19 protein-coding genes are annotated in these 26,071 nt (G+C 72.6%); 2 read left to right on the top strand and 17 right to left on the bottom strand.

The features are described from left to right. The first annotated feature begins 224 nt into the window (after positions 1–224). A complete protein-coding gene (gene ileS / locus ACSIH6_RS01500) occupies positions 225–3,425 on the top strand; it encodes an isoleucine--tRNA ligase (protein ID WP_435105763.1) in 3,201 nt (1,066 codons plus the stop codon). Positions 3,426–3,663: 238 nt separating this feature from the next. Here the strand turns inward: ileS and ACSIH6_RS01505 are convergent, their stop codons facing one another. The 15 genes from ACSIH6_RS01505 to ACSIH6_RS01575 all read right to left on the bottom strand — a co-directional run bounded on the left by ACSIH6_RS01505 (position 3,664) and on the right by ACSIH6_RS01575 (position 22,290). Next, on the bottom strand, positions 3,664–5,259 hold the full coding sequence (locus tag ACSIH6_RS01505; RefSeq protein ID WP_435105765.1) for an AAA family ATPase: 1,596 nt from the start codon (positions 5,257–5,259) through the stop codon (positions 3,664–3,666). 91 nt (positions 5,260–5,350) lie between these two features. After that, positions 5,351–6,232: a DivIVA domain-containing protein gene (locus tag ACSIH6_RS01510; RefSeq protein ID WP_150253673.1), complete on the bottom strand. Its 882-nt coding sequence runs from the start codon at positions 6,230–6,232 to the stop codon at positions 5,351–5,353. Positions 6,233–6,366: 134 nt separating this feature from the next. Continuing rightward, on the bottom strand, positions 6,367–6,654 hold the full coding sequence (locus tag ACSIH6_RS01515; RefSeq protein ID WP_061078491.1) for a YggT family protein: 288 nt from the start codon (positions 6,652–6,654) through the stop codon (positions 6,367–6,369). 39 nt (positions 6,655–6,693) lie between these two features. Further along, on the bottom strand, positions 6,694–7,212 hold the full coding sequence (locus ACSIH6_RS01520; RefSeq protein ID WP_435105768.1) for a cell division protein SepF: 519 nt from the start codon (positions 7,210–7,212) through the stop codon (positions 6,694–6,696). Between the two features lie 127 nt (positions 7,213–7,339). Further along, positions 7,340–8,068: a YggS family pyridoxal phosphate-dependent enzyme gene (locus tag ACSIH6_RS01525; RefSeq protein ID WP_435105770.1), complete on the bottom strand. Its 729-nt coding sequence runs from the start codon at positions 8,066–8,068 to the stop codon at positions 7,340–7,342. Positions 8,069–8,336: 268 nt separating this feature from the next. Next, positions 8,337–9,056: a peptidoglycan editing factor PgeF gene (gene pgeF, locus ACSIH6_RS01530; RefSeq protein ID WP_435105772.1), complete on the bottom strand. Its 720-nt coding sequence runs from the start codon at positions 9,054–9,056 to the stop codon at positions 8,337–8,339. Between the two features lie 251 nt (positions 9,057–9,307). Then, entirely contained in the window at positions 9,308–10,804 is a 1,497-nt protein-coding gene (ftsZ, locus tag ACSIH6_RS01535) for a cell division protein FtsZ (RefSeq protein WP_435105774.1), read from the bottom strand. Positions 10,805–11,272: 468 nt separating this feature from the next. Next, a complete protein-coding gene (locus ACSIH6_RS01540; RefSeq protein WP_435105776.1) occupies positions 11,273–12,001 on the bottom strand; it encodes a cell division protein FtsQ/DivIB in 729 nt (242 codons plus the stop codon). Positions 12,002–12,058: 57 nt separating this feature from the next. Further along, the gene (gene murC / locus ACSIH6_RS01545; RefSeq protein WP_435105778.1) at positions 12,059–13,519 is read right to left on the bottom strand and encodes a UDP-N-acetylmuramate--L-alanine ligase; all 1,461 of its coding nucleotides are present in this window, start codon (positions 13,517–13,519) and stop codon (positions 12,059–12,061) included. Further along, positions 13,516–14,676 (bottom strand): undecaprenyldiphospho-muramoylpentapeptide beta-N-acetylglucosaminyltransferase, encoded by a 1,161-nt coding sequence (gene murG / locus ACSIH6_RS01550; RefSeq protein WP_435105780.1) that lies wholly within the window; start codon positions 14,674–14,676, stop codon positions 13,516–13,518. Before murG ends, murC begins: the two co-directional genes overlap by 4 nt. Further along, positions 14,673–16,103, bottom strand: a complete 1,431-nt coding sequence (gene ftsW, locus ACSIH6_RS01555; RefSeq protein ID WP_435105782.1) for a putative lipid II flippase FtsW — start codon at positions 16,101–16,103, stop codon at positions 14,673–14,675. Before ftsW ends, murG begins: the two co-directional genes overlap by 4 nt. A gap of 166 nt (positions 16,104–16,269) precedes the next feature. Next, positions 16,270–17,721, bottom strand: coding sequence for a UDP-N-acetylmuramoyl-L-alanine--D-glutamate ligase (gene murD / locus ACSIH6_RS01560; RefSeq protein WP_435105784.1), 1,452 nt, complete (start codon positions 17,719–17,721; stop codon positions 16,270–16,272). Between the two features lie 2 nt (positions 17,722–17,723). Further along, positions 17,724–18,797, bottom strand: a complete 1,074-nt coding sequence (mraY, locus tag ACSIH6_RS01565; RefSeq protein WP_435105786.1) for a phospho-N-acetylmuramoyl-pentapeptide-transferase — start codon at positions 18,795–18,797, stop codon at positions 17,724–17,726. After that, on the bottom strand, positions 18,794–20,242 hold the full coding sequence (locus ACSIH6_RS01570; protein ID WP_435105788.1) for a UDP-N-acetylmuramoyl-tripeptide--D-alanyl-D-alanine ligase: 1,449 nt from the start codon (positions 20,240–20,242) through the stop codon (positions 18,794–18,796). The genes mraY and ACSIH6_RS01570 overlap by 4 nt, the downstream gene beginning before the upstream one ends. Positions 20,243–20,622: 380 nt before the next feature. Further along, complete coding sequence (locus tag ACSIH6_RS01575) at positions 20,623–22,290, bottom strand: UDP-N-acetylmuramoyl-L-alanyl-D-glutamate--2,6-diaminopimelate ligase (protein ID WP_435105790.1); 1,668 nt, start codon at positions 22,288–22,290, stop codon at positions 20,623–20,625. Positions 22,291–22,598: 308 nt separating this feature from the next. Between ACSIH6_RS01575 and mmuM the strand changes: the two genes are divergently transcribed. Next, positions 22,599–23,510, top strand: coding sequence for a homocysteine S-methyltransferase (mmuM, locus tag ACSIH6_RS01580; RefSeq protein WP_435105792.1), 912 nt, complete (start codon positions 22,599–22,601; stop codon positions 23,508–23,510). Positions 23,511–23,644: 134 nt separating this feature from the next. Here the strand turns inward: mmuM and ACSIH6_RS01585 are convergent, their stop codons facing one another. Beyond that, positions 23,645–25,615: a peptidoglycan D,D-transpeptidase FtsI family protein gene (locus ACSIH6_RS01585; RefSeq protein WP_435105794.1), complete on the bottom strand. Its 1,971-nt coding sequence runs from the start codon at positions 25,613–25,615 to the stop codon at positions 23,645–23,647. Further along, complete coding sequence (gene ftsL, locus ACSIH6_RS01590) at positions 25,612–26,070, bottom strand: cell division protein FtsL (protein WP_435105796.1); 459 nt, start codon at positions 26,068–26,070, stop codon at positions 25,612–25,614. The genes ACSIH6_RS01585 and ftsL overlap by 4 nt, the downstream gene beginning before the upstream one ends. Position 26,071: the final 1 nt, after the last annotated feature.

Below are 26,071 nucleotides of genomic sequence, written 5' to 3' on the forward strand. Positions count from 1 at the left end.
CGACCCGGGGGCGGTGCGAGCCCGGGGGTACGACCAGCGCGAAGATCACCCCGGAGCCGCCGGAGGAACGGACGCGAGGCGTCCCAGTAGAACCGGCACAGCGTAACGAAGAGGGATCCGCCGCCCGCCGCCCAGCGGCACGGCCGCGGTCCAAGGAGGGTGGTACCGCGGGGCCGCACGCCTCGTCCCTCCGTCAGGAGCACACCTGATGGAAAGGTACGACGGTGGCCAACGACCCCCGGCCCGAACCCCGCGCGCTGCCCCAGCTGCCCGCGCAGATCGACCTGCCAGCCATGGAGCGCGAGATCCTCGGCCGCTGGTCGAAGGAGAACGTCTTCCAGCGCTCGCTCGACCAGACCCGCGGCGGCCCCAACTGGGTCTTCTACGAGGGCCCGCCCACCGCCAACGGCCAGCCCGGCGTGCACCATGTCGAGGCCCGCGCGTTCAAGGACGTCTTCCCGCGCTTTCGCACCATGCGCGGCTACCACGTGGACCGCAAGGCGGGCTGGGACTGCCACGGCCTGCCCGTCGAGGTCGCCGTGGAGAAGGAGCTGGGCCTGTCCGGCAAGAAGGACATCGAGTCCTTCGGCATCGCCGAGTTCAACGACCGCTGCCGCGAGTCCGTCCTGCGCAACGTGGACGCCTTCACCGCCATGACCGAGCGCATGGGCTACTGGGTGAACATGGACGACGCCTACCGCACCATGGACCCCCAGTACGTGGAGTCGGTCTGGTGGGCGCTCAAGCAGATCTGGGACAAGGGCCTGCTGGTCCGCGACTACCGGATCAGCCCCTACTGCCCGCGCTGCGGCACCACGCTGTCCGACCACGAGCTCGCTCAGGGGTACGAGACCGTCACCGACCCGTCGGTGTACGTGCGCTTCCCGGTGACCTCGGGCCCGCTGGCCGCCGCCGAGCACCCCACCTCGCTGCTGGTGTGGACGACCACCCCGTGGACGCTGGTCTCCAACACCGCCGTGGCCGTGCACCCGGACGTGGAGTACGTGGTGGCCACCGACGGCCAGGAGCGCCTGGTCGTGGCGCGCCCGCTGTTCGAGAAGGTCCTCGGCGAGGGCTGGGAGCTCACCGGCGAGAGCTTCGAGGGCGACGAGATGGAGCGCTGGACCTACGAGCGCCCCTTCGACCTGGTGCCCTTCGACGAGCCCGCCCACTACGTCGTGCTCGCCGACTACGTCACGGTCGAGGACGGCACCGGCCTGGTGCACCAGTCGCCCGCCTTCGGCGCCGACGACATGGTGGTGTGCCGCGCCTACGGCCTGCCCGTGGTCAACCCGGTCCGCCCCGACGGCACCTTCGAGGCCGACCTGCCGCTGGTGGGCGGGGTGTTCTTCAAGGAGGCCGACAAGACGCTGGTGCGCGACCTGCGCGACCGCGGCCTGCTCTTCCGCCACGTCAGCTACGAGCACTCCTACCCGCACTGCTGGCGCTGCCACACGGCGCTGCTGTACTACGCGGTGCCGTCCTGGTACATCCGCACCACCGCGGTCAAGGACGAGCTCATCGCGCAGAACCAGGCCACCCACTGGGTGCCCGAGAACGTCAAGGAGGGCCGCTTCGGCGAGTGGCTGCGCGGCAACGTCGACTGGGCGCTCTCGCGCAACCGCTACTGGGGCACCCCGCTGCCGATCTGGGAGTTCCCCGACGGGCGCCGGATCTGCGTGGGCTCCCTGGAGGAGCTGGGCCGCCTCAGCGGGCAGGACCTGTCGTCGCTGGACCCGCACCGCCCCTACGTCGACGACATCGTCATCCCCGACCCGGACGCCGACCCCTCCCTTCCCGAGGAGGAGCGGGTGGCCCGCCGCGTCCCCGAGGTCATCGACGCCTGGTTCGACTCCGGCTCCATGCCCTTCGCCCAGTGGGGCGCCCCGCACCAGAACGAGGAGACCTTCCGGGAGAACTTCCCGGCGCAGTACATCTCCGAGGCCATCGACCAGACCCGCGGCTGGTTCTACTCGCTGCTGGCGGTGAGCACCCTGGTGTTCGGCCGCAACTCGTTCGAGAACGTGGTCGTGCTCGGCCACATCCTCGCCGAGGACGGCCGCAAGATGAGCAAGCACCTGGGCAACGTCATGGAACCCATCCCGGTGATGGACCGGCACGGCGCCGACGCCCTGCGCTGGTTCATGCTGGCCAGCGGCTCGCCGTGGACAGCCCGCCGGGTGGGCCACGCCGCCCTGGAGGAGATCGTCCGCAAGGTGCTGCTGACCTACCACAGCACCGTGTCGTTCTTCACCCTGTACGCGAACGCCGGTGAGGGCTGGGACCACGCTCTGCTGGACTCGGCGCCCGCGCCGCAGGACCGGCCCCTGCTGGACCGGTGGCTGCTCTCGGAGCTGAACGAGGTCGTCCGCGACGTCACCGAGGCGATGGACACCTTCGACACCACGACCGCGGGACGCCGTCTGACCGCGTTCGTGGACGACGTGTCCAACTGGTACGTGCGCCGCTCCCGCCGCCGGTTCTGGGGCGGAGCCGCCACCCCCGAGGGCGCCGCGGCGTTCGCGACGCTCTTCGAGGCCCTGGAGACCGTCACCCTGCTGATGGCGCCGATCGTGCCGTTCCTGACCGACCACGTGTGGTCGGCGCTGCGCCGCCCGGGCACCCCGGACTCGGTGCACCTGGCCTCCTGGCCCGAGGTCCGCGAGGACCTGATCGACCCCGAGCTGTCCCGGAACATGGCGCTGACCCGCCGCCTGGTAGAGCTGGGCCGCTCGGCCCGGGTGGACTCGGCCGTGCGCACCCGCCAGCCGCTGGCCCGCGCCCTGGTGGGCGCCCCGGGCTTCACGGACCTGCCCGAGCAGCTGCGCGGCCAGATCGCGGACGAGCTGAACGTGGCCTCGCTGGACTCGCTGTCCTCGGTGAGCGGCGACCTGGTGGACTTCAGTGTGAAGCCGAACTTCCGGGCGCTGGGCAAGCGGTTCGCCAAGCGGACGCCGCTGGTGGCCAAGGCCGTCCAGGCCGCCGACCCGGCCGAACTGGTGCGGCAGGTGCGCGACACCGGCTGGGCGCGGGTGCACGTCGAGGACGAGCCGGTGGAGGTGAGCGCCGACGAGCTGCTGGTGACCGAGCAGCCCCGCGAGGGCTGGGCGGTGGCCTCGGAGTCGGGCGAGACCGTCGCCCTGGACCTGGAGCTGACGGCGGAACTGCGCCGCGCCGGTCTGGCCCGCGAGATGGTCCGGATGCTCCAGGAGGCCCGCAAGAGGAGCGGGCTGGAGGTGTCGGACCGCATCGAGGTGTGGTGGACGGTCACGGACGAGGCCACCGAGCTGGCGCTCGCCGAGCACGGCCGGGCGATCGCCGCCGAGGTGCTGGCCGACGCGTTCGTCGCCGGTGAGCCGGGCCGGGAGCTGCACACCGCCTCCTCGGAGGAGGTCGGTGTGACCTTCGGGTTCCGCAAGGCCTGACCGCAGGCCGTGGCCGAAGCGGTCCGGGCCGTCCGCCCCCGGCGGGTGGGCCGGGCCGCTTCCGCCTGGCGGCTGCGGGTTCGCGCGCCGCGGTGGCCGCCGCGCCTCCGTGCGGCCCGAGCCGTGCGGTACCACCGTCATGCGGTTCGCCGCGCAGTCCCGTAGTCGCCCTCCCTCGGCCCGGGAGGACGTCAACGCACGAGGGCGCCGCTCGGGTGAGCGGCGCCCTCGTCGCGGTTCAGCGCTTGGTATCGGAGGCGTCGTCGGAGGCGGTGCCGGAGGTGCGGTCGGCGACCTCCTGAGCCCCGTCGTCCGGACCGTCCCCGGGGTCGTCGGCGGAGTGGTCCGTCCGGACGGCGGAGGATCCGTCCTCCCCGGGGTCCTCCGGGTCGGGCTCGGCGTCGGCCGGGGCCTCTCCGGTCCGCGCGCCGTCCTCATCGTCGCCGCGATCGCCGTCGGGGGTGTGCCCCTCCTCCGGCTCGGAGTCACCGGAGAGCACCGGGAGAACAGCCGTCTCAGGTCCGCCCGGGGTCCGCTCCGGGGCGTGCGCCTCCGGGGTGTCCGGGGCGTCCTCGTGGTCAGCGGTGGGCACGGCCGCCTCGTCGGGATCATGTGCCCCGTCCGCCCCGGCGGTGGCCGTATCCTCGCTGGGCTCCCCGGCCTCGCGCTCCTCGGGGGCGTCCGCGAAGGGCGCGTCGTCGATGTCCTCCTCGACCGCGTCCCACGCGGCCCGCGAGTCGTCACCGCGCGAGGGGTCGTCCTCGAAGGCGTCCTCCTCGACGGTCTCCCGGCCGGGGACGTCGTAGGCGAACGAGGCCCTGTCCGAAGCGCCGGTCCGCTGACCGTCGGCCCCGTCCCTGTCGCCGTCCTCGTCCTCGGGAACGTCGTCGGCGAAGAAGGCCGCGTCCGAGGCTCCGTTTCCGGACCCGTGACCCCCGTCCTCGGGGAAGCACTCCTCCACGGCCTCCGCCGGACGGGGGATGCTGTAGACGAAGGGCTCCTCGGAGGCGAACGCGGAGCCGTCCCGCTCTTTGCCGCCGTCCTCGCTGGCGCGTTCCTCGGGAGCGTCCGCGAGGGACGCGTCGTCGATGTCCTCCTCGACCGCGTCCTCCCCGAACGGGGGGCGGTCCTCGGCGGAGAAGCCGTCACCGGCCGGGGTACGGCCGGGAATGTCATAGGTGAATGCGGCGCCGGGGGCGGCCGCGGTGCGCTCGCCGGTCTCGTCCCCGGTGTCGGGTCCGTCCTCGGCGGCGGCGATGTCTCTCCACTCGTCCCACTCCGCCCTCGCGGCGGTGTCGGCCGCGTCGGCGGTGTCAGCTTCGCTCTCCCAGGGCGCCGGGGCGCGGAGCGGCTGCTCCTCCTCGGAGGGCGCCGCCCAGGAGGGGACCGGCTCAGCGGAGGGGGCGGCGGCGTGCGCCGCCGTGTCCGGTTCCGGCCAGTCGTGTGCCGTGGGGGTCTGCCAGCGAGGGACGTCGTACTCGGGTTCTCCGTGACCGGCGTCCTCCGCGGCCGGAGTCGGCCAGGCGGGCCGCTCCGGGGCATGCGGCTCCCGCACCGGCGCGGAGGCCGGTGCGGGTACGCGCCCAGGGTTCTCCGACTCCACGTGCGCGGTGGGTACCGCCGCTGCCGCCGTGGCGGCCATGACGGGGACGGACGCCTTCCCCAAACCGTCCGTCCGATCCGGTCTGCCCCCGCTGCCGGACCTTCCCTGGAGCAACGCCCCCAGTAGGAGGAGAACGCTGACGCCAGCCAGTCCCAGTGCCACGTACACCAGGAGGGTCTCGGCGAACACCAGGGCGGCCACGATGACGGCGATAGCCGTCAGCACCGCCACGGTTGCGAGGATGCTAAGGATCACGGGTCGACCAGGACCTTTACACGTGTTGTGCCGGAGTCTTCAGTTGTTCGAGCAGACGCCGCGGCGATCAGCGGCGCTCGTGCGGCTCACCCGGGTGGAACCCGCCGTGCTGGGCCGGCTCGGGCTGCCCGAACGGGTTGCCCGAGGGGCCGTGCTGGAGCGAGGGCGTCCCGCCGGTCTGCGGAGCCATGGTCTGGAAGCCGCCCGTGGTGTTCGGGTTGTTCAGCTCCTGGGCCTTCTCCTCCTCGCTCTTGAGCTCGCGCAGCTGGCGCTCGAAGTAGTCCTTGAGGCGGCTGCGGTACTCACGCTCGAAGTCCTTGAGCACGTTGACCTTGTGCTCCAGCTCCTCGCGCTGCTGGACGAGACTGCCCATGACCTGGCGGTGGCGCTCCTGCGCGTCGCGGTCGAGGTTCTCGGAGCGGGCGCGGGCCTCACCGATGATCTGGTCGGCCTGGCGGCGGGCCTTGCCGAGGATGTCCTCGGACTCGTGGCGGGCGCGGCCGAGGGTCTCGTCGGCCTCGCGGCGGGCGTCGGAGATCGCCTGGTCGGCGGTCTGCTGCGCGAGGGCCAGGACACGGGCGGCCGTGTCCATGTTCTCCTCGCCGCCCATGCCCATGCCGGGACCGGCCATCTGCATCTGCTGCTGCTGGACCGGGGGCTGGGGCTCGACGGCCTGCGGCGGCTGGACGGGCTCGGGACGCATCTGCTCGTGCTGCTGCGGCTCGGGCGCCTGGTCCTGCTGCTGGAAGTCCTGCATGCCGGCGTTGGGCACCTTGCCCCGCAGGCACTCGGCCAGCTTGCCGCGCAGTTCCTCGTTCTCCTGGATCAGGCGGTCGAGCTCGGACTCGACCTCGTCGAGGAAGGCGTCGACCTCTTCTTCGTCGTATCCCGGTCGGAGCCGGGTGGTACTGAACTGCTTGTTCCGCACATCAGCGGGTGTCAGCGGCATGTTCGTCTCCTTGGCGCGCTTGGAGTCTGTCCGTAGGGACGCTACATGATCGTGACCTTACGGCAATCCAGATCATGACCAAGACCACATAGCGGAATCCGGGGCGGTTCCTTCCGCCTACGTCTACTCTCCTGCTAGGCGAAGCTCCCGAGCAGTGCGATCAAGATGTAGACGCCGAAGAAGAGCACCAGGACGCTCAGGTCGAGCGCGATGCTCCCCAGACGTACGGGCTTGATGAACCGACGCAGGAAACTCAGTGGCGGGTCGGTGATCGTGTACACGATCTCGGCGATCACGAGCACGAACCCCGTGGGGCGCCACGATCTGGAGAAGGACTGCACCATCTCCAGGATCACCCTGGCCAACAGCACGAAGACAAACAGCTGCAGGATGATGATCAGCACGGACAGGACGGTACTCACGGTCGTTCCTCGACCCAATCTCTGGACAAATGTGACGTTCTAGCTCTGATTGAAGAACCCTCGCTCGGCGATCCGCGCCTTGTCCTCGGCAGTCACCTCGACGTTGGCCGGGGACAGCAGGAACACCTTGTTGGTGACGCGTTCGATACTGCCATGCAGACCGAAGATCAGACCAGCCGCGAAGTCGACCAGACGCTTGGCGTCGCTGTCGACCATCTCGGTCAGGTTCATGATCACCGGCGTACCCTCTCGGAAGTGCTCTCCGATGGTACGCGCCTCGTTGTAGGTACGCGGATGGAGCGTAGTGATCCGCGCGAGGTCGGCGGTGGAAGCGGTCGTGGTCGTGCCACCGCGACCTGAGCCCAGGTAACCGCCGGTGTCCATCACGTCGCCTCGCGCTTCCTCGCCGGGCGGGGCGTCAGCGTCGCGTTCACGCTGCTCTTCCACCCCCTCGTCGAAATCGTCGAACTCATCATATTCGTCCGCATAGCGGTGATCGTAACGGTCGTCCTCCACGAGGCCGAGGTAGACCGCCATCTTGCGCATCGCGCCGGCCATCTCATGTCCTCCGTCGTCCCCGCGGCCTTCACCGCAGCCGACTCCTTCGCACTGTCCCGTCCGTTCTCGGGGAGAGCGTCCATTCGGGCGAACTCCACAGACGGGTTCCAAGGTCTATGTGGGGACATTACCCCACGATCGGTCCCCGGTTGCCGAGCAACGCCGTACCGAGTCGCAGGTGTGTCGCGCCTCGCTCGACCGCCGCTTCCAGGTCCCCGCTCATGCCCGCGGACACCACCGTCGCCCGAGGATAGCGATCGCGGATACGGGTCGCGACCTCCTGGAGTCTGGCGAAGGCGGCCGAGGGATCGCCCTCGCGGGGGGCGACCGCCATGACGCCGCCCAGCGCGAGCGCCTCGTGCTCCTCGATCCGCGCGGCGAGTTCGAGTGCGTCCTCCGGGTCGACTCCCCCGCGCGGACCGATCACCCCGGCCCGCGAGTCCGCGTCGAGGTTGACCTGGACCAGGCAGGTCAGGCTCCGTCCGGCCGCGGCGGCGCGCTCCCCCAGCGCCCGGGCCAGCCTGGCCCGGTCCACCGAGTGGACGACGTCGGCGTAGGAGGCCACCGAGCGCGCCTTGTTGGTCTGCAACTGGCCCACGAAGTGCCAGGTCAAACCCAGGTCAGCGGTCTCGGCGGCCTTGGGTGCCGCCTCCTGGTCGCGGTTCTCGCCCACGTCGGTCACGCCGAGTGAGGCGAGAATCCGCACATCGGAGGCCGGGTGTGTCTTGGTGACGGCGACCAGCGACACCTCGTCGGGGCCGCGGTCGGCCTTGGCGCAGGCCGCCTCGATCCTGGCCCGCGCGGCGGCGAGGTTGGCGCGGACCTGCTCAACGCGAGCCGGGTCGGCGTGTGTCACGGTGCTCCTTCTTTCGCTGGGACGGATCCCACTCGCTCTACTTCCTACACCCCCGTCACCCCGGGGACCCCGGACCTCGGGAACGCCGGGCCCGTCGGGGCCGTCGGGGCCCCGCGCCCAGCGGAGCCGGGAGCCACGGTGCCCCCGGCCCCGCTGGGCACGGAACCGCCCGGGAGACGCACGGGTCCCGACACATGACGGAGGCGGGAGAGGAAACCGGGCTGTCCCGGTGGTCCCACGGCACCATCCTGGTAGCCGGGTGCGACGTTCAGACGCGCCAGAGGAAGGCGGCGAACCTGCCGGTCGGCGCCTGACCGCGGTGGGAGAACAGTTCGGGGCTCTCCAGGGTGCAGCGGCCGTCGGCCCGGATGTCGGTGACGCCCGCCCGGCGCAGCTGGGCGGTGACGGCGGCGCGCATGTCCACTCCGGTGGTGCCCCGGCTCGTGGTGCAGGCGGCCTCGGGGACCCCGCGCGCGGTCTCGTCGCGCACGTGGGGCGGGACCTCGTAGCACCCGCCGCAGATGGCGGGGCCCAGGAAGACGGTGATCCGGTCGGCGCGGGCTCCCTGATCGGTCATCGCCGCGACCAGGTTGGCGGCCACACCGTGCGCGGTACCCAGGCGGCCGGAGTGCGCGGCGCCCAGGACGCCCGCCTCGGCGTCGGCGGCCAGGACCGGCAGGCAGTCGGCGGCCATCGAGGCCAGGACCAGGTCGGAGCGGGTGGTGACCACCCCGTCGCAGGTGCCCGCGCCCCCGGGTCCGGTGGCCACGAGGACGTCGGCGCTGTGCACCTGGTGCATCCACACGACCCGGTCGACGTCGAACCCCAGGTCGCGGGCGGCGATCTTGCGGTTGGCGAGCACCGCCTCGCGCTCGTCCTCCGAGCCCAGACTCATGTTGAGAGAGTCGTAGGGCGGGGCGCTCACTCCTCCGTGCCGTTCGGTGACGGCGGCACGGATCCCGTGGCCCAGGTCGATGACGTTGCTCATCCGGTGGTGTTTCCTCCCCGCTCCTGCCGGAGGGGGTTCCCGGGCCGCGTCGCCCGGCGGGCGTTCGAGGCCGGTGGCCGGTATCGGCCGGATCCCGGCCCCGGCGCGGGCTCCTTGCGGGAGCGGACTCCCGCGGGGCCCGCCTCGCCGTCCCCCCGGTCCAGGACACTACCACCGCCCGAACCGTCCCCGGCTGGGCGGACACCGCTCCGGAAGCGGCGACGACCCCGGCCCGGGGGCCGGGGTCGGAGCTACTTCAGGAACTCCGGGACGTCGAGGTCGTCGGGGTCGTCGAAGATGACCCGGCGCCGGGGCGTGGGCACGTCCCCGCGCCGCTCGGCGGTGGCGTCCGAGACCGCGTGGATGTGGCCCGCGTGGCCGCCCTCGCGCGCCGCGGGCTCCTCCTCGACCGGAGCGGGCTCCTCAGCGCGAACCGGTTCGGCGGGCTGGGCCTCCGCCTGGAAGGCGGACGTGCCGTGGGACGGGGTCTGCTGTGCCGGGCCCGGCTCGGCCGGAGCGGCCTGGGTGTACTGCTCCTGGTGGGCGGGCTCGGCCTCGACCGGCTGCTGGACCGGCGGAGCCTGGGTCGCCGACGGCGTCCACTGCGGCTCCGGGGCGGGCTCGGCCGGACGGGACGGTGTGATCCACGGCATGTTGGCGGCCGACGCCCCGCTCGCGTCCGCGGAGGCGGGCGCCGCCGGAGCGGTCCGTTCCTCCCTGCTGGACGTGATGCCTGCCTTGGGGGCGGCGGCCTCAGGAGGGTCCACCGGCTGGCGCTCCCGCATCACCGGGAGCACGCCCTCCGGCTCGTCGAAGCCGGCCGCGATGACGGTGACCCTCACCTCGTCGCCCAGGGCGTCGTCGATGACGGCGCCGAAGATGATGTTGGCCTCGGGCGCCGCCGAGTTCGCGACGAGCTGCGCCGCCTCGTTGATCTCGAAGAGCCCCAGGTCCGAGCCGCCCTGGATGGACAGCAGCACGCCGTGGGCCCCGTCGATACTCGCTTCCAGCAGTGGTGAGGAGATCGCCATCTCCGCCGCCGCGACCGCCCGGTCGTCCCCGCGCGCCGACCCGATGCCCATGAGCGCCGAGCCCGCCCCGGACATGACCGACTTGACGTCGGCGAAGTCCAGGTTGATCAGTCCCGGCGTGGTGATCAGGTCGGTGATGCCCTGCACACCGGACAGGAGTACCTGGTCGGCGGCCTTGAAGGCGTCCAACACGCTGACCTGGCGGTCGGAGATGGACAGCAGCCGGTCGTTGGGGATCACGATGAGGGTGTCGACCTCCTCGCGGAGCATCGCTATCCCCGACTCGGCCTGGGTGGCCCGCCTCTTGCCCTCGAACCCGAAGGGGCGGGTGACCACGCCGATGGTCAGGGCGCCCAGGGACCGGGCGATGTTGGCCACCACCGGGGCGCCCCCGGTTCCGGTTCCGCCGCCCTCACCAGCGGTGACGAAGACCATGTCGGCCCCCTTGAGGACCTCCTCGATCTCCTCCCGGTGGTCCTCGGCCGCCTTGCGGCCGACATCGGGGTTGGCGCCGGCTCCGAGGCCGCGGGTGAGTTCGCGCCCGACGTCCAGCTTGACGTCTGCGTCACTCATCAGCAGCGCCTGGGCGTCAGTGTTGATGGCGATGAACTCGACGCCCTTGAGCCCCTCTTCGATCATTCGGTTGACGGCGTTGACACCGCCGCCGCCGATGCCGACGACTTTGATGACCGCGAGGTAGTTCTGCGGTGCTGCCACGACGAGGGGCCTTTCCGCTCGCTTACGCCGTTCCGTCACCGCGTCCGGTGGCTGTGCGCCACCGGAGGCGCCGTTGGTCCGGCATCCGGTTCTACAGTGTGCGTTTCGGGTTCCCCGACGGGTCGTCCACGACGCCGTGACCGGGGGACCCCGGACCGCCGGAGCCTCCGTCCACCCGCCCGGGGAGGGCTGGTGCGGTCCGCCGTGGGGCGGAACGGTTCCCGCGTACCCGAAAAGCCTGTTCTGGTGCTTTGTTGACGTTCGGTTGTGTTTCCCGACAGTAAGCGGACCGCCGACCACGGGCAACCGATGACGAGTTCAGCCTAACGGCGCACAACACGGGGAAGCGATGTGCGCCCTCGGCGCGTCGCGTCTGGAATGTCCGCGCAGGCCGCCCGCGGGTCCCGCCGGGACCCTCCGACTCGGCCCCCGCCCGCGCCCCTTCCCTCTCCTGTGCCTGGGAACGCTTCACCTCACGACGGCGAGGTCGGGCGCGGACACGTCGTAGACGCGGTCCTCCTGCGGCGGGTGCTCGCCGATGAGCACCCGCAGGACGTCGCTCTTGCGCGCGGTCTCCTCGGGCGAGCCCCACTCGACGCGGGCGTCCTCGGCGAGTTCGACGGTGATCGCCTCGGGGTCGGTGGCGTCGATGAGCCGGATCCGGGAGAGGAGGGAGTCCGGTGCCCGTTCGACGATGTCGGCGGCCGCGGCGACGGCCTCGTTGCCCTCGACCTCCCCGGTGACGCGGACCAGCGGGTAGGCGTCGGGAAGGCTCGGCGCGTCCTCGATGCGCACGCCGTCGGCGTCGACCAGCCGGTAGTCCTCCCCCACCCGGACGGCCAGCAGCGGCTGGCGTTCGACCACCTCGACCTCCAGGGTGGCGGGCCAGCCGCGGCTGACCGTGGCCGACTCCACCAGGGGCAGCGCCTCGGCGCGCTCCACGCTCCGGTCGAGGTCGACCCTGATCAGGGGTGTCCCGGTGGCCACGCCCACGGCCGCGACCACCTCCTCGGAGGGGATCCGGTCCAGGCCGGTGACCGCGACGTCGCGGACCACGAGCAGGCGGGAGCCGAGCAGCAGCCAGGCGACCACGCAGACCAGGGCGACCACCAGCAGCGCCACGAAGGCGAACTTCCAGGGGTCGGACCGCTTGCGCGGCACCGCCTGTTCAGCGGCCTCCTCCTGCTCAGCGACCACCTACGCCCCTTCCGTGTGTCTGCTCGACCGCTTCCCCCGTCGTTCGCCGTTCCCGCGTCAGTTCCCGATGCCGTCGGCCCTCTCGGCGAGCGCCTCGACGATGCGCGGCCCCAGATCGGTGACGTCGCCCGCGCCCATGGTGAGCACGATGTCACCGGGGCGGGCCAGCTCGGCCACCCGGCGCACGGCCTCGTCGCGGCCGGGCACGTACCGCACGCGGTCGTGCGCGACACGGGAGGTGATCAGCTCGCCGGTGACCCCGGGCTCGGGGTCCTCGCGGGCCGCGTAGACCTCGGTGACCACGACCTCGTCGGCCAGGCTCAGCGCGGCGGCGAACTCCTCGGCGAAGATGCGGGTGCGGCTGTACAGGTGCGGCTGGAACAGGGCGAGGACCCTGCCCCCGGCGTGCTCCCGACCGGCCTCGCGCGCCTCCTCGGCCAGGGACTCCAGCGCCGCCCGGGTGGCGCGCAGGTCGGCCTCGATCTCGGTGGGGTGGTGGGCGTAGCTGTCGTAGACGGCCACTCCCCCCGCCTCGCCCTTGGACTCGAAGCGGCGCGCGGCGCCGGCGAAGTCGGCGATGCCCTCCACCGCCACCTCCAGGTCGTGGCCCAACTCGTCGGCGACCGCGACGGCCGCGGCCGCGTTGAGCACGTTGTGGCGGCCCGGAACGGCGAGCTGGCCGTCCACGGGCTCCCCGCCCGCGGTGCGAATGGTGAACTCGGTGGTGAAGCCGCGGGCGCGCACCCGGGTGACGCGGTAGTCGGCGTCCTCGGCCTCGCCGTAGGTGAGCACCCGTTTGCCGCGCTCTCGGGCCAGCTCGGCCACCCGGCGGGCGCCGGGGTCGTCCACGCCCACGACGAGCGTGCGCTCGACCCGGTCGACGAACGAGGCGAAGTTGGCGTGGATCTCCTCGATGCCGCTGTAGTTGTCCAGGTGGTCGGCCTCGACGTTGGTGACCACGGCGATCTTGGGGGAGAGCATGAGGAAGGAGCCGTCGCTCTCGTCGGCCTCCACCGCGATGACCTCGCCGATCCCGGCGTCGGCGCCCAGGCCGGTGGTGACCAGCTTGCCGCCGATGACGTAGCCGGGGTCGGCGCCCACGTGCTGGAGCACCACGGCGACCATGGACGTGGTGGTGGTCTTGCCGTGGGTGCCCGAGACGGCGACACCCTCGCGGCCCAGCAGCAGCGCGCCCAGGGCCGCGGCCCGGGGCAGCACTCGCAGGCCCCGGCGGCGCGCCTCGACCAGTTCGGGGTTGTCCTCGCGGATGGCGGAGGAGACCACCAGGGTCTCCGCGGTGCCGAGGTTGTCGGCGGCGTGCCCCACGTGGACGTCGGCGCCCATCTGCTCCAGTTCGCGCAGGGTGTCGCTGTCGCGGGCGTCGCTGCCCGAGACCTCCACTCCCGACTGGAGCAGGACACGGGCGATGCCGGACATGCCCGCTCCGCCCAGGCCGATGAAGTGGGTACGGCCCAGCTTGTCCACGGGCACCGGCTCGGTCTGCCGCACCAGGCTCATCGGGTGTCCTTCCCGTCGTCGTAGAAGGCCTCGTCGCCGTCGTCCTCGGGCACGGACATGTCGGGCGTGGGTTTGTCGCCGCGGGCGATGGCCGTGACCTCGCGGGCCAGTTCCATGTCGGCGTCGCGGCGGCCCATCCGGGCGGCCGCCTCGGACATGGCCACGACCCGGTCGGTATCGGTGAGCAGCGGGATCAGCTGCCGGGTGATCCACTCGACGGAGACGTCGGCGTTGTTGACCATCATCCCGCCGCCCGCCTGGACGATGGGCTCGGCGTTGAGGGCCTGCTCCCCGTTGCCGATGGCCAGCGGCACGAACGCGCCGGGCAGGCCGACGGCGGTCAGCTCCGCGCAGGTCATCGCGCCGGAGCGGCACATGGCCACGTCGGCGGCGGCGTAGGCCATGTCCATGCGGTCCACGTAGGGGACGGCGACGTAGGGGACGCCCATCTGGGTGAGGTCCTGGGGCTCGTCGGCGTTCTTGGGGCCGACCACGTGCAGGACCTGGACGCCGCTGTCGCGGAAGGCGTCGCGGGCGGCGTAGGCGGTCTCGTTGATGCGCTGGGCGCCCTGGGAGCCGCCGAAGATCAGCAGGGTGGGCAGGTCGTGGCGCAGGCCGAAGTAGGTACGGGCCTTGTCGCCCATGGCCAGCCGATCGAGCGAGGTGATCTGCTCGCGCAGCGGGATGCCGACGAAGCGGCCGTTGCGGATCTGGGTGTGGGGGTGGCCGGTGAACACGTGCGGGGTCAGGCGCGCGCCCAGCCGGTTGGCCAGGCCCGGCAGGGGGTTGGCCTCGTGGACGACGATGGGGATGCGCCTGCGGCGGGCGGCCAGGTAGCCGGGCGTGGCCACGTAGCCGCCGAAGCCGACGATGATGTCGGCCTGGAGACGGTCCAGCTGCTCACCGGCCGCGCTGAGGGCGCCCGCGAGCTTGCCGGGCACGCTGAGCAGCTGCGGGGTGAGCCTGCGCGGCAGGGGGACTGCCGGGATGATGCCCAGCTCGTAGCCGCGCATGGGCACAAGACGGGTCTCCAGGCCCCGTTCGGTGCCCAGGCAGAGGATCTCCGTGCTGGGGTCCATGCGCCGCAGCGCGTCCGCAAGGGAGAGTGCGGGCTCGATATGCCCGGCCGTGCCGCCTCCGGCGAGGGCTACCCTCATCGTCGCCGATTCCTCCTTGGCCGGTCACCCGCCGGGACCGGTCCGCTCCTGTGCTTGGCCGTTGTCCTGCCACCGCGGGCGCCCGCCGTGCGTGGGCCGCGTGCCGTGGTGGGTCGCCCGGACGCCGCCGCGCCGCCGAGGTTGCTGACCGAGGCGGCGATGTTGTCCAGGCCCAGCCAGCTTAGAGCCCTTTGCGCCCGACTGGGACCCCGGGCCTCCAGCGCCTTGCGCGCCTCGGGCTCGGTCTTGGCCAGCGCCAGGAGCACGCCCAGGGCCGCCATGGTGGTCACCAGGGACGAGCCCCCGTAGGAGACCAGGGGCAGCGGGACGCCGGTGACGGGCAGCAGTCCGATGACGGCGCCCATGTTGATCATGGCCTGGCCCATGATCCAGGTGACGATGGCGAAGGAGGCCAGGCGGGGGAAGGGCTCCTTGACGCGGAAGGCCACGCGCAGCCCGGCGTAGCCGAGCATGCCGAACAGGACGAGCATGAGCAGGGTGCCGATGAGGCCGAACTCCTCGCCGATGATGGCGAAGACGAAGTCGGACTCGGCGAAGGGCAGGAAGCCCCACTTCTCACGGCTCTCACCGATACCGACGCCGAAGATCCCGCCGGTGCCCAGGGCGTAGAGGCTGTGCAGCGACTGCATGCCCGAGCCCAGGGGGTCGGCCTCGGGGTCCAGGAAGGAGGTGACGCGCGCCAGGCGGTAGGGCTCGATGGCGATGGCGATGGCGGCCAGCCCCAGGACCAGGCCGAACATGGCCCCGAAGAGTCTGCCGGGCGCGCCGACCACCCACAGCAGGCCCAGGAAGGTGACCAGGAACACCAGGCCCGTGGACAGGTTGGAGCCCATCAGCACCAGCAGGACCAGCAGGCCGCATCCGGGCAGCAGCGGGATGAGCAGGTGCCGCCACTCGGTGAGCTCGCGCAGCTCCTCCTTGCGGGCCAGGATGTTGGCGCCCCACAGGGCGAAGGCGAGCTTGGCCGGTTCGGAGGGCTGGATGATCAGGCCGCCCAGGTCCAGCCAGCGGGTGGCGCCGTTGATCTCCACGCCCTGGAAGACGGTGAGCAGCAGCAGTGCCGCCGAGACGATCATCGCCGGGTAGCCGACCAGGCGGAAGATCCGCTGGGGCAGGTGGGAGGCGAGGAACATCAGCGGCAGGCCGAGGGCGGCCGAGACCAGCTGCTGCTGGAACATCGAGAAGGCCGAGCCGGTCTCGTCGATGGAGTTGACCATCGTGGAGGACAGCACCATCATCAGGCCCAGCGCGATGAGCAGGACCGAGGTACCCAGGATCAGGTAGTACGAGGTGAGCGGCCGGTCCAGCAGGCGGACCCACTCGCGCCACAGGGCGCGCTCGCGCCCGCCCGCCGCCGCGCGCGCCTTGGACCGGGTCGCCCCGGGAACCGCCGTCGTCGCCGCCATCCACACCCTCCGCACGAAATTCGCGCCTCAATACTGGCGTACCGGCGGGTGGGAAGCCGTGGACATTTCGCGCGTGTTGGCCATCTTTGGCGGCCCGGGGCGTGGCGGAGGGCACAGCGGGGGCCGCCCGCGCGCACTTGGTCACGCACGGGCAGCGAACCGTCACTCAGGGCAAACGGCGCACGGCCTCGGCGAAGAGGCGGCCCCGTTCGTGGTAGTCGGTGAACATGTCCATGGAGGCGGCCGCGGGCGCCAGCAGCACGGTGTCCCCCTCCTCGGCCAGGGAGGCGGCGGCGGCGACCACCGCGTCCATGACGGTGCGGTCCCCCTCGGCGGGGCCCTCGACCTCCAGCACCGGCACCCCGGGGGCGCGCTCGGCCAGGGCCTCGCGCAGCCGGGCGCGGTCGGCGCCGATGAGCACGGCGCCGCGCAGGCGGTCGGCGGCCATCGCGGCCAGGTCGTCGACCTCGGCGCCCTTGAGCAGGCCGCCCGCGATCCAGACCACGGACGGGTAGGAGCCCAGGGACGCGGCGGCGGCGTGCGGGTTGGTGGCCTTGGAGTCGTCCACGTAGTCCACGCCCCCCGCCGCGGCCACGAAGGCGATGCGGTGCGGCTCGGGCTCGAAGGCGGTCAGCCCGGCCCGGACCGAGGCGGGCGCCACGCCCACCGAGCGGGCCAGCGCGGCGGCGGCCAGGGCGTTGGCGACGTTGTGCGGGGCGGCCGGGCGCACGTCGGAGAGCGTGGCCAGTTCCTCGGCGCTGCTGTGCGGGTCCTCGACGAAGGCCCGGTCCACCAGCAGGTCCTCGACCACGCCGACCTCGCCCGCGCGGGGCGTGTCCAGGCGGAAGCCGACCAGCGGCGTGTGCGGGTCGCCGTCTTCCTCGGCCAGACGCACCGACCAGGCGTCGGCGGTGTTGACGACGCGGACGGCCCCCGGCCCGTAGATCCGTCCCTTGGCGCGGGCGTAGGGGTCCAGGCCGCCGTGCCAGTCCAGGTGGTCGGAGGCGACGTTGAGGACGGTCGCGGCGTGCGGGCGCAGGCTGGAGGACCAGTGCAGCTGGAAGCTGGACAGCTCCACGGCCAGGACCTCGCGGACGCGGCCCTCGGCGTCGGGCTGGACCGCCTCCACCACCGGGGTGCCGACGTTGCCGACGGCGAGCGCGTCGCGGCCGTCCGCGCGGAGCATCGCCTCCAGCATGCGCACGGTGGTGGTCTTGCCGTTGGTGCCGGTCACGGCCAGCCACACCTGGTCGGCGGGCTTGAGCCGCCAGGCGAGTTCGACGTCCCCGATGACCTCGATCCCGGCCTCGGCGGCCCGGACCAGCAGCGGGGAGTCGGGGCGCCAGCCGGGCGAGGTGACGACCAGGTCACAGTCCCCGGGCAGCGGGGTGGCTCCCAGGACCACCTCGGCGCCCTCCGACCGGAGCCGGTCGGCCACCGGGCGGACGGTGTCGTCGTCGCGGCCGTCGACGACCGTCACACGGGCCCCGCGGGCCAGGAGCGCCCTGGCCACGGGTGGCCCGGACACGCCCAGGCCCGCGACGCAGACCCGGCGCCCCTCCAGGGGTGCGCCCTCCGGTGCGGGGCCGGACGGTGTGTCGGAAGCGTGGTGCGCCATGCCTACCTCGGCATCCATTCCAGGTAGAAGAGCCCGATGGCGATCGCCACGAACAGGCCCTGGATGATCCAGAAGCGGATCACGATGGTGGGTTCGGCCCAGCCCTTGAGCTCGAAGTGGTGTTGGAGGGGTGCCATGCGCAGCACACGTTTGCCGGTGAGGCGGAACGAGGTGATCTGGACCATCACCGACAGGGTGATGATGACGAACAGGCCGCCGATGAGCAGCAGCAGGAGCTGGGTGCGGGTGGTGATGGCCAGACCCACGATCAGGCCGCCCAGGGCCAGGGAGCCGGTGTCGCCCATGAAGATCTTGGCGGGCGGGGCGTTGAACCACAGGAAGGCGATGCAGGAGCCGAGCACGGAGGCGGCCACCACGGCCAGGTCCAGGGGGTCGCGGACCGTGTAGCAGCTGTCCGAGAGGTAGGACACGCAGGACTGGCGCAGCTGCCAGTTGCCGATGATGACGTAGGCGACCAGGGACAGGATCGTCGCGCCGGTGGCCAGGCCGTCGAGGCCGTCGGTCAGGTTCACCGCGTTGGAGAAGCCGACGATGAGGAAGAGGGCCCACAGGACGAACAGGCCGATCATCAGCGGGGGGCCGAAGTCGCGGAGGAAGGAGAGGCTGGGGGCGGCGGGGGTGTAGCCGTAGCCGTTGGGGAAGAGGGTGACGCCGTAGGCGAAGCCCACGCCGATGATGGCCTGGCCGACCATCTTCGCGCCGCTGCGCAGGCCCAGGCTGCGGCGCTTGTAGATCTTGATGAAGTCGTCGAGGAAGCCGACGCAGCCCATCCCGACGAACAGGAACATCACCAGCAGGCCCGAGGCGGTGGGCCCGCTGGAGCTGGGCTGCACGATCAGGAGCACCACGTGGGAGCCGAAGTAGCCCACGACGGCGCCGAGGATGACGACGATGCCGCCCATGGTGGGCGTGCCCTGCTTGGTCTTGTGGCCCTCGGGTCCGTCGTCGCGGACCTCCTGGCCGAACTTGAACCGGTACAGGAGCTTGATCAGCGGGGGCATCAGCCCCATGGAGACGACGAGCGCGAGGGCCGCCGCCAGAGTGATGCCGATCACCGGGCGTCACCCTCCATGATGAGGTCGATAACCCTTTCGAGCCCTGCCACGCGTGATCCCTTCACAATGACGACGTCTCCTGTGCGCATCCGCGCGCGCACCGCCGCGGCGGCCTCGTGAACGTCCGCCACGCGAACGCTCTCGCCCTGCCACAGTCCCTGCCGCGCGGCGCCCTCGGCGCCGACGGCGATGCCCTCGGCCGCCTCACCGACCACGACCAGGTGGGCCACGCCCGTGCGTGCGGCGAGCTCACCGATCCTCTCGTGCTCGACCCCGCCGTCCTCGCCGAGCTCGGCCATGTGGGCCAGGACGGCGATGGAGCGGCGGCCCCGGGCGAGGGCGCCCAGGGTGGTCAGCGCCGCCCGCATGGACTCGGGGTTGGCGTTGTAGGCGTCGTTGACGAGGGTGGCGCCGGCGTGCTCGGTGACCTCCATGCGCCACCGGCTGACCGGTGTGGCGGCGCCGAGCGCCTCGGCGATCTCGTCCACGCCCATGCCCAGTTCGTCGGCGACCGCGGCGGCGGCCAGCGCGTTGTGGACCTGGTGGGCTCCGACGAGGGCCAGTTCCACCCGGGCGGTGCGCCCGGCCAGGTGGAGGGTGAAGGAGGGGGCGCCCGTGTCGCGCAGGACCACGTCCGTGGCGCGCACGGCGGCGTCCTCCCCCAGTCCGTAGGTGACCACGCGCGCACGGGTACGCGAGGCCATGGCGTTCACGCGCGGATCGTCGGCGTTGAGGACGGCGACTCCTCCCCCGCCCCTGGCCGCGGCTCCCGGCGGGAGCGCCTCGACCAGCTCGCCCTTGGCCCTGGCGATGGCGTCGCGGTCGCCGAACTCCCCCATGTGGGCGCTGCCGACGTTGAGCACCACGCCGATCCGGGGCGGGGCCACGCCGCACAGGTGGGCGATGTGCCCGATGCCGCGGGCGGCGGCCTCCAGGACCAGGTACCGGGTGCCGGTGTCGGCGCGCAGCACGGTGAGGGGGTGACCGATCTCGTTGTTGAACGAGCCCGCCGGGGCGACGGTCGGGCCCATACGGGCCACGACCTGCGCGATGAGGTCCTTGGTCGTGGTCTTGCCGGAGGATCCGGTGACCGCGACGACCTCGGCGCGCTCCGCTCCGCGGCGGGGATCGCTGAGTTCTCCCGCGACGTGCCGGGCCAGCCGCGTCAGGGCCGCGACCACTCCCTCGTCCCCGCCCTCCGCCAGGAGGTGGGGGGCGTCGACGGGCCGGGAGACCAGGGCCGCCGCCGCTCCGTCCGCGACCGCGGACACGGCGAAGCCGTGTCCGTCGACGCGTTCGCCGCCCAGGGCGACGAAGAGCGCGCCTGGCGCTGCCTGCCGCGAATCGATGACGACGGGGCCGTCGACGACGGCTTCGGGGCGCGCTGATCCGCCGATGGCGGTTTGGGTGATCTCAGCGATCCGATCGAGCGTGAGCGCGATCAAATCCACTCCTCATGTCAGGCCCGGTCCACGACGCCACAGGGGCGGCTGGCCACCCGGCCGGAGTCTCAGGTCAGGGGATGACACCGCGGATGCCGCGCGTTGCCGCGCCGGGCCTCACCACGGTGTCGGCATGGGCCGCGTCGTGGTCGCCACCGGGGGCGTCACGTGTCGGGCTGCGATTGCCGGACCTACCTTAGAACATCTTGGGGCGTCCGGGATCCCGTCGGGCCCCACGGGCGGCAATATGCGCCACTTCGTGACCGTCGGCCCGCACCTGCCCCGAAGCGCTCGGACGCCGTCCGGCGCGGACGCGGAGGGGGCGCGGTCCGTGCCCGCGCCCCCTCGTCCAGACGGTTCGCACTCCGGGAGTGTCGGGGGTGTCAGCCCTGGTCAGGCACCCGGTGGATGTCCTGGAGGGCGACGCCCAGCCGCTCGCGGGCGCTCATGCCGAGATGGTCCTCGATGGCCGCGCGCAGCACCTCGCGGTCGTCGAAGGGCAGTACCTCGCCCTTGACGTACTGGCCGGTCTCGTGGCCCTTCCCAGCGACGACCACCACATCGCCCGGACGGGCGCGCTCGACGGCCATGCGGATGGCCTCGGCCCGGTCGAACTCCACCGTGACCCGGGCGCGGTGCTCCTCGGGGACCTTGGCGACCCCTTCGAGCATCGACGCGGCGATGCTCACGGGGTCCTCGGTGCGCGGGTTGTCGTTGGTGATGACCAGCTGGTCGGCCAGGCGCGCGGCGGCCTCGCCCATGAGCGGGCGTTTGGCGCGGTCGCGGTCGCCGCCGCAGCCGACCACCATGGTCACCTCGCCCTCGGTGGTGGCGCGCAGGGCGGTCAGGACGGCCTCGATGGCGCCGGGCTTGTGCGAGTAGTCCACGAGCGCGGTGAAGTCCTGGAAGGCGTGGGGCACGGCGTTGGCCACGACCGGTTCCATGCGCCCGGGCACGCCCGGGGCGGCGGCCACACCGGCGATCGCGGTCTCCAGCGGCAGTCCGGCCTCGACCAATCCGACGATGGCGGCCATCGCGTTGGAGACGTTGAAGGGGCCGGGCAGGGCGATGGAGGCGTTGGCCTCCATGCCGCCGGGGCCCACGATGCGGAAGGCGCTCCCCATGGCGCCCAGACGCACGTCCACGGCCCGCCAGTCGGCCTCCATGGCGGTGGCGGGGTCGGCGTCGGTGTAGCCGTCCACGGCGAAGGTGGTGACGGGGACGCGGCCGTCGGCCTGCACCATGTCCACGAGCGCGCGGCCGAAGCGGTCGTCGGCGTTGACCACCGCGATGTCGCAGTACTCGGGGGTGAACAGGCGGGCCTTGGCGTCGAAGTAGTCGCGCAGGTCGGAGTGGAAGTCCAGGTGGTCCTGGGACAGGTTGGTGAAGACCGCGACGTCGTAGCGGGTGCCGCCCACCCGGCCCAGGGCCAGGGCGTGGCTGGAGACCTCCATGGCGGCGGCGGAGACGCCGCGTTCGCGCATGAGGGCGAACAGGCCGTGCAGGTCGGTGGCCTCGGGCGTGGTGAGCGAGGAGGTGACGCGCTCGTCGCCCACACGCATCTCCACGGTGCCGACGAGGCCTGTGTGCATCCCGGCGTGGCGCAGGCCCGACTCGACCAGGTACGTGACGGTGGTCTTGCCGCTGGTGCCGGTGGTGCCGATCAGCAGCAGGTCCTGCGCCGGGTCCTTGAAGATCCACGAGGCCGCCGTGCCCAGCGCGGCGCGCGCGTCGGGGACCACGACGACGGGCAGCCCGGTGGCGGCGGCCCGCTCGACCCCGTCACCGTCGGTGAGGATGGCGGCGGCGCCCGCATCGGCCGCCTGCGCGGCGAAGTCGGCGCCGTGCGCGCGGGTCCCGGGCAGGGCGGCGTACAGGTCGCCGGGCCCCACCTTGCGGGAGTCGTGGGTGATGCCGCGGACGTGCACCTCCCTGTCGGGCACCTCGGGGGGTCGGTCCGCGCCCAGGTCCGGGCGCAGGAGGGAGGCGTCCGGCCCGAGCAGCGCTGCGAGGGCGGACAGTGGACGAAGTGGCGTGTGTTCAGGTCGCATTACCGGTGGCACGTGTGGAGGTTAACCGCTGTCGACGACCGGCCGGTAATTTCCACGCTGCGTTCGCCGAGGTTTCCCGAACCGGGCGTTTCGCCCAGGTTACGCGGGTTCGTCGCACGCGTCGATGACCGTCCTGTGTCCTTCTCGGCCGGGGGCGCGCTCCCGGCGGGCGGGATCCGCGGAACCAACGACCGCGAGGAGAGCGGCTGTGCCCTGGCGGGCTCCGGACGGTGCGGCGGCAGGCCGGCAGCCCCGGGCGGGCTGTTCCACGCCTAGTCTGGAGGTCTCCTCGGACGCGGAGGTGACACATGGCCGGAACCGTCCCGTCGGAGCGCCCTCTGGTGCTCGACGGCGGGCTGGCGACCCGCCTGGAGGCCTACGGCCGCGACCTGGGCGGCGGGCTCTGGTCGGCGCGGCTGCTGGCCGAGGAGCCCGACCTCGTCCGCCGGGTGCACCGGGACTACTTCGAGGCGGGTGCGGACGTGGCCATCGCCGCCGGTTACCAGGCGAGCGTTCCGGCGCTGACCGCGCGTGGCGCCACCGAGGCCGAGGCCCTGGCGCTGATCGCCCGCTCGGTGGAACTGGCGCGATCCGAGCGCGACGCTTTCGGCTCCGGCCTGGTGGCCGCCGGGGTGGGTCCCTACGGCGCGGCACGGGCGGACGGCTCGGAGTACACCGGCGACTACGACCTGGACGAGGAGGGCCTGTACGCCTGGCACCGGGAGCGCTGGCGGGTGCTCGCCGACGCCGGGGCGGACCTGCTCGCCTGCGAGACCGTCCCCTCGGCGGCCGAGGCCCGGGCGCTGGCCCGGCTGCTGGCCGAGACCCCCGGCGCCCGCGCGTGGATCAGCTTCTCCTGCCGGGACGGCGAGCGTGTCAGCGACGGCACGCCCCTGCGCGGGGTCGCCGCCGAACTCGCCCCTCTGCACGCCGACGGGCGCCTGGTGGCGGTGGGCGTCAACTGCACCGCGCCCCGGCACGTCCCCGCGCTGGTGCGCGCGGTCGCCGCGTGCGGCGTCCCGGCGGTGGCCTACCCCAACTCCGGGGAGGAGTGGGACGCGGCGCGGGGGCGGTGGACCGGCACGGCCGAGCCCGAGGAGTTCGGTCGCGCCGCCGTGGGCTGGTACGAGGCCGGAGCGGTGCTCGTGGGCGGGTGCTGCCGCACCGGACCCGAGCACGTGCGCTCCGTGCGCGCCCACCTGGACCGCGCCGCGCCCTGACCCGGTGGCCCGGCCCCGATTGGCCGTGATCTCGTACCTGTGGCGGGGTTCGAGCGCCGAGATCGGCGACAAGTACAAGATCAACGCAGGTCAGGGCCCACGCATCACACCGGCGACGCTTTCGGCCAGTCCGCCTAACCGGCGCTCTGGTCCTCCGACAGCCGGATGGCGGGCGGCTCGGTCCCCGACGGCGGGATCTTCAGCGTCTTGAGCGCGAAGGACATGATGTCGTTGAACACCGGTCCCGCGGCCTCGCCGCCGTAGTAGTCCTCCTGCGGGTCGTGCAGCACCACCTGGACGACGACCTCGGGGTCGTCGGCGGGCGCGAACCCGGAGAAGGTGGACGTGTACCCGCCGCCGTCGTAGTCGCCCGTCTCGGGGTCGATCCGGTTGGCGGTACCGGTCTTGCCCGCGACCCGGTACCCGTCGATGCGGGCCTGGGGCGCGGTGCCCTCGTCGCTGGTGACCGCCTCCAGCATCAGCGCGAGCTGCCCGGCGGTCTCCTCGCTGATCACACGCCGCTGTTCGGGCTCCTCGGACGGGGTGAACTCCCCCTGGGCGTTCACCGTCCCGGCGACCACCCGGGGCTCCACCCGCACCCCGCCGTTGGCGACGGTGGCGTACACCGACGCCATCTGCGCGGCGGTCACCGACAGGCTGTGGCCGATGGAGACCGACGGCAGCTGGGTGCCCCACCAGTCCTCGGGATCGTTGAGGACGCCCGCCTGCTCACCGGGCAGTTGGAGCCCGGTCGGCTGGCCGAGCCCGAAGTCCTCCAGGTAGGAGTGCAGGACGCCCCGCCCCACCTGGTCGGCGATCTTGATGGTGCCCACGTTGCTGGACTGGGCCATGATGCCGTTGGTCGTCAGGCGCAGGGTCTCGTGGGGGCTGGAGTCGTTGAACGTCTGGTCCAGGTACCGCATGCTGTCGGGCACGGTGTAGACCGTCTCCGGGGTGGTGAGCCCCTCCTCCAGGGCGGCGCCGATGGTGATGACCTTGTTGGTGCTGCCCGGCTCGAAGATCGTGGCCACCGCGCCGTTGGACCACTGCTCGGCGGAGCTGGAGGAGATGTCGCTCTGGGAGTAGGTGGGGTAGTCGGCCATGGCGAGGATCTCACCGGTGCCGACCCGCTCCACGATGACACTGCCGCCCTGGGCGTCCAGCTCCTCCACGCGCTCGGCGAGGGTCTGGGCGGCGTACCACTGGATGTCCTGGTTCAGGGTCAGGCGCACGTCCTGGCCCGGCTCGGGCTCCCTGACCAGGCCACCCGCCATGGGGATCTGGGTGCCGTCGGCGCCCACCTCGACGCGGCGCTTGCCCGCCTCACCGGCCAGGGTGTCGTTGAGGTAGCCCTCCAGCCCCTCCAGGCCGTGGCCCTCGGCGCCCACGAAGCCGACGAGGTCGGCGGCGCCGGTCTCCTCCGGGTAGACGCGCTCGTAGGAGGTCTGCGAGCCCAGACCGGACAGGTTGAGGCCGGCCAGCTCCTCCCACTCCTCGGGCAGGACCCCGCGGGCGACCACCTCGTAGCGGCTGGGCGCGGCGTCCACCTTCTGGGCGACCTCGTCCTCCTCCAGGCCGAAGCGGGTGACGAGCTCCTCGACGAGCTGGTCGCGCTCGTCCTCGGCGACCATCTCGGGGTCGACGAAGACGGTGCGCACCTCCAGCGACAGCGCGAAGGGGTTGCCGTCGGCGTCGGTGATCTGGCCGCGCAGGGTGGGGATGTCGATGGTCTGGAGGCGCGTGTTGGAGGCCGCCTCGGCGTAGTGGTCGGCCTCCACGACCTGGAGCTGCACCAGGCGTCCGGCGAAGAGCAGCAGGACGGCCATGACCAGGGCCCCGCCGATCTTGATGCGGCCCGGCGGCTCGCCCCTGCGGAAGGTGCGGCGCAGCAGGGGCGGGAGCGAGGGCGGGGAGCCCCCGCGGCGGGGGCGCTCACCGCCGCGCGCCTCCCGCGCCGGACGCCCCTGGGCTCGCGCCGAGGGGCGGGCGCCGCCGTCGGGGCGGCGCGGCTCGCGCTGGGGCCTCCTGTTGGGCCGGGACCCCGAGCGGTTGGCCGCCCCGGGCCTGCGCGGGTCCCGGGGACGCCGGTCCCTGGGAGCGCTCACTCACCGCTCCCGGCGGCGCCGCTGATCTCACCGGTGTCGGGATCGAGGAAGAGCGGGGGCTCCCCGCCCTGCTCCATGCCCATGGCCTCGGCCTCGTCGGAGATGCGCCCGGAGCTCTCCAGCTCGGCGACGGTGCGGCGCCCCTGCTGCTCCTCGTAGGACAGCTCCCGGTTCTCCTCCTTGAGGTTGGAGATGGCGAAGGCCTCCTCCGCCACGACGCTGCGCAGGACGAGCAGGCTGACGAGCGTGGCTCCCAGCAGGAACAGGATGAGCAGGACGAAGGGGATGCGCGGCGCCCGTCCCTGCGCACCGTCCCCGGACCGGGTGCGCCCGGCCGGTGCGGGCGTGGGCTTGGCCGGGGGCTTGGTCGCGCGCTTGGGCCGCGCGGGGGCCTTCCCGGCTGGGGCCTTGCCACCGCGGGCGGGTGCGCGGCGCGTGTCCGTCCTCGTGCTCATC

The organism is Nocardiopsis synnemataformans (assembly GCF_965343085.1).
Taxonomy (GTDB): domain Bacteria; phylum Actinomycetota; class Actinomycetes; order Streptosporangiales; family Streptosporangiaceae; genus Nocardiopsis; species Nocardiopsis alborubida.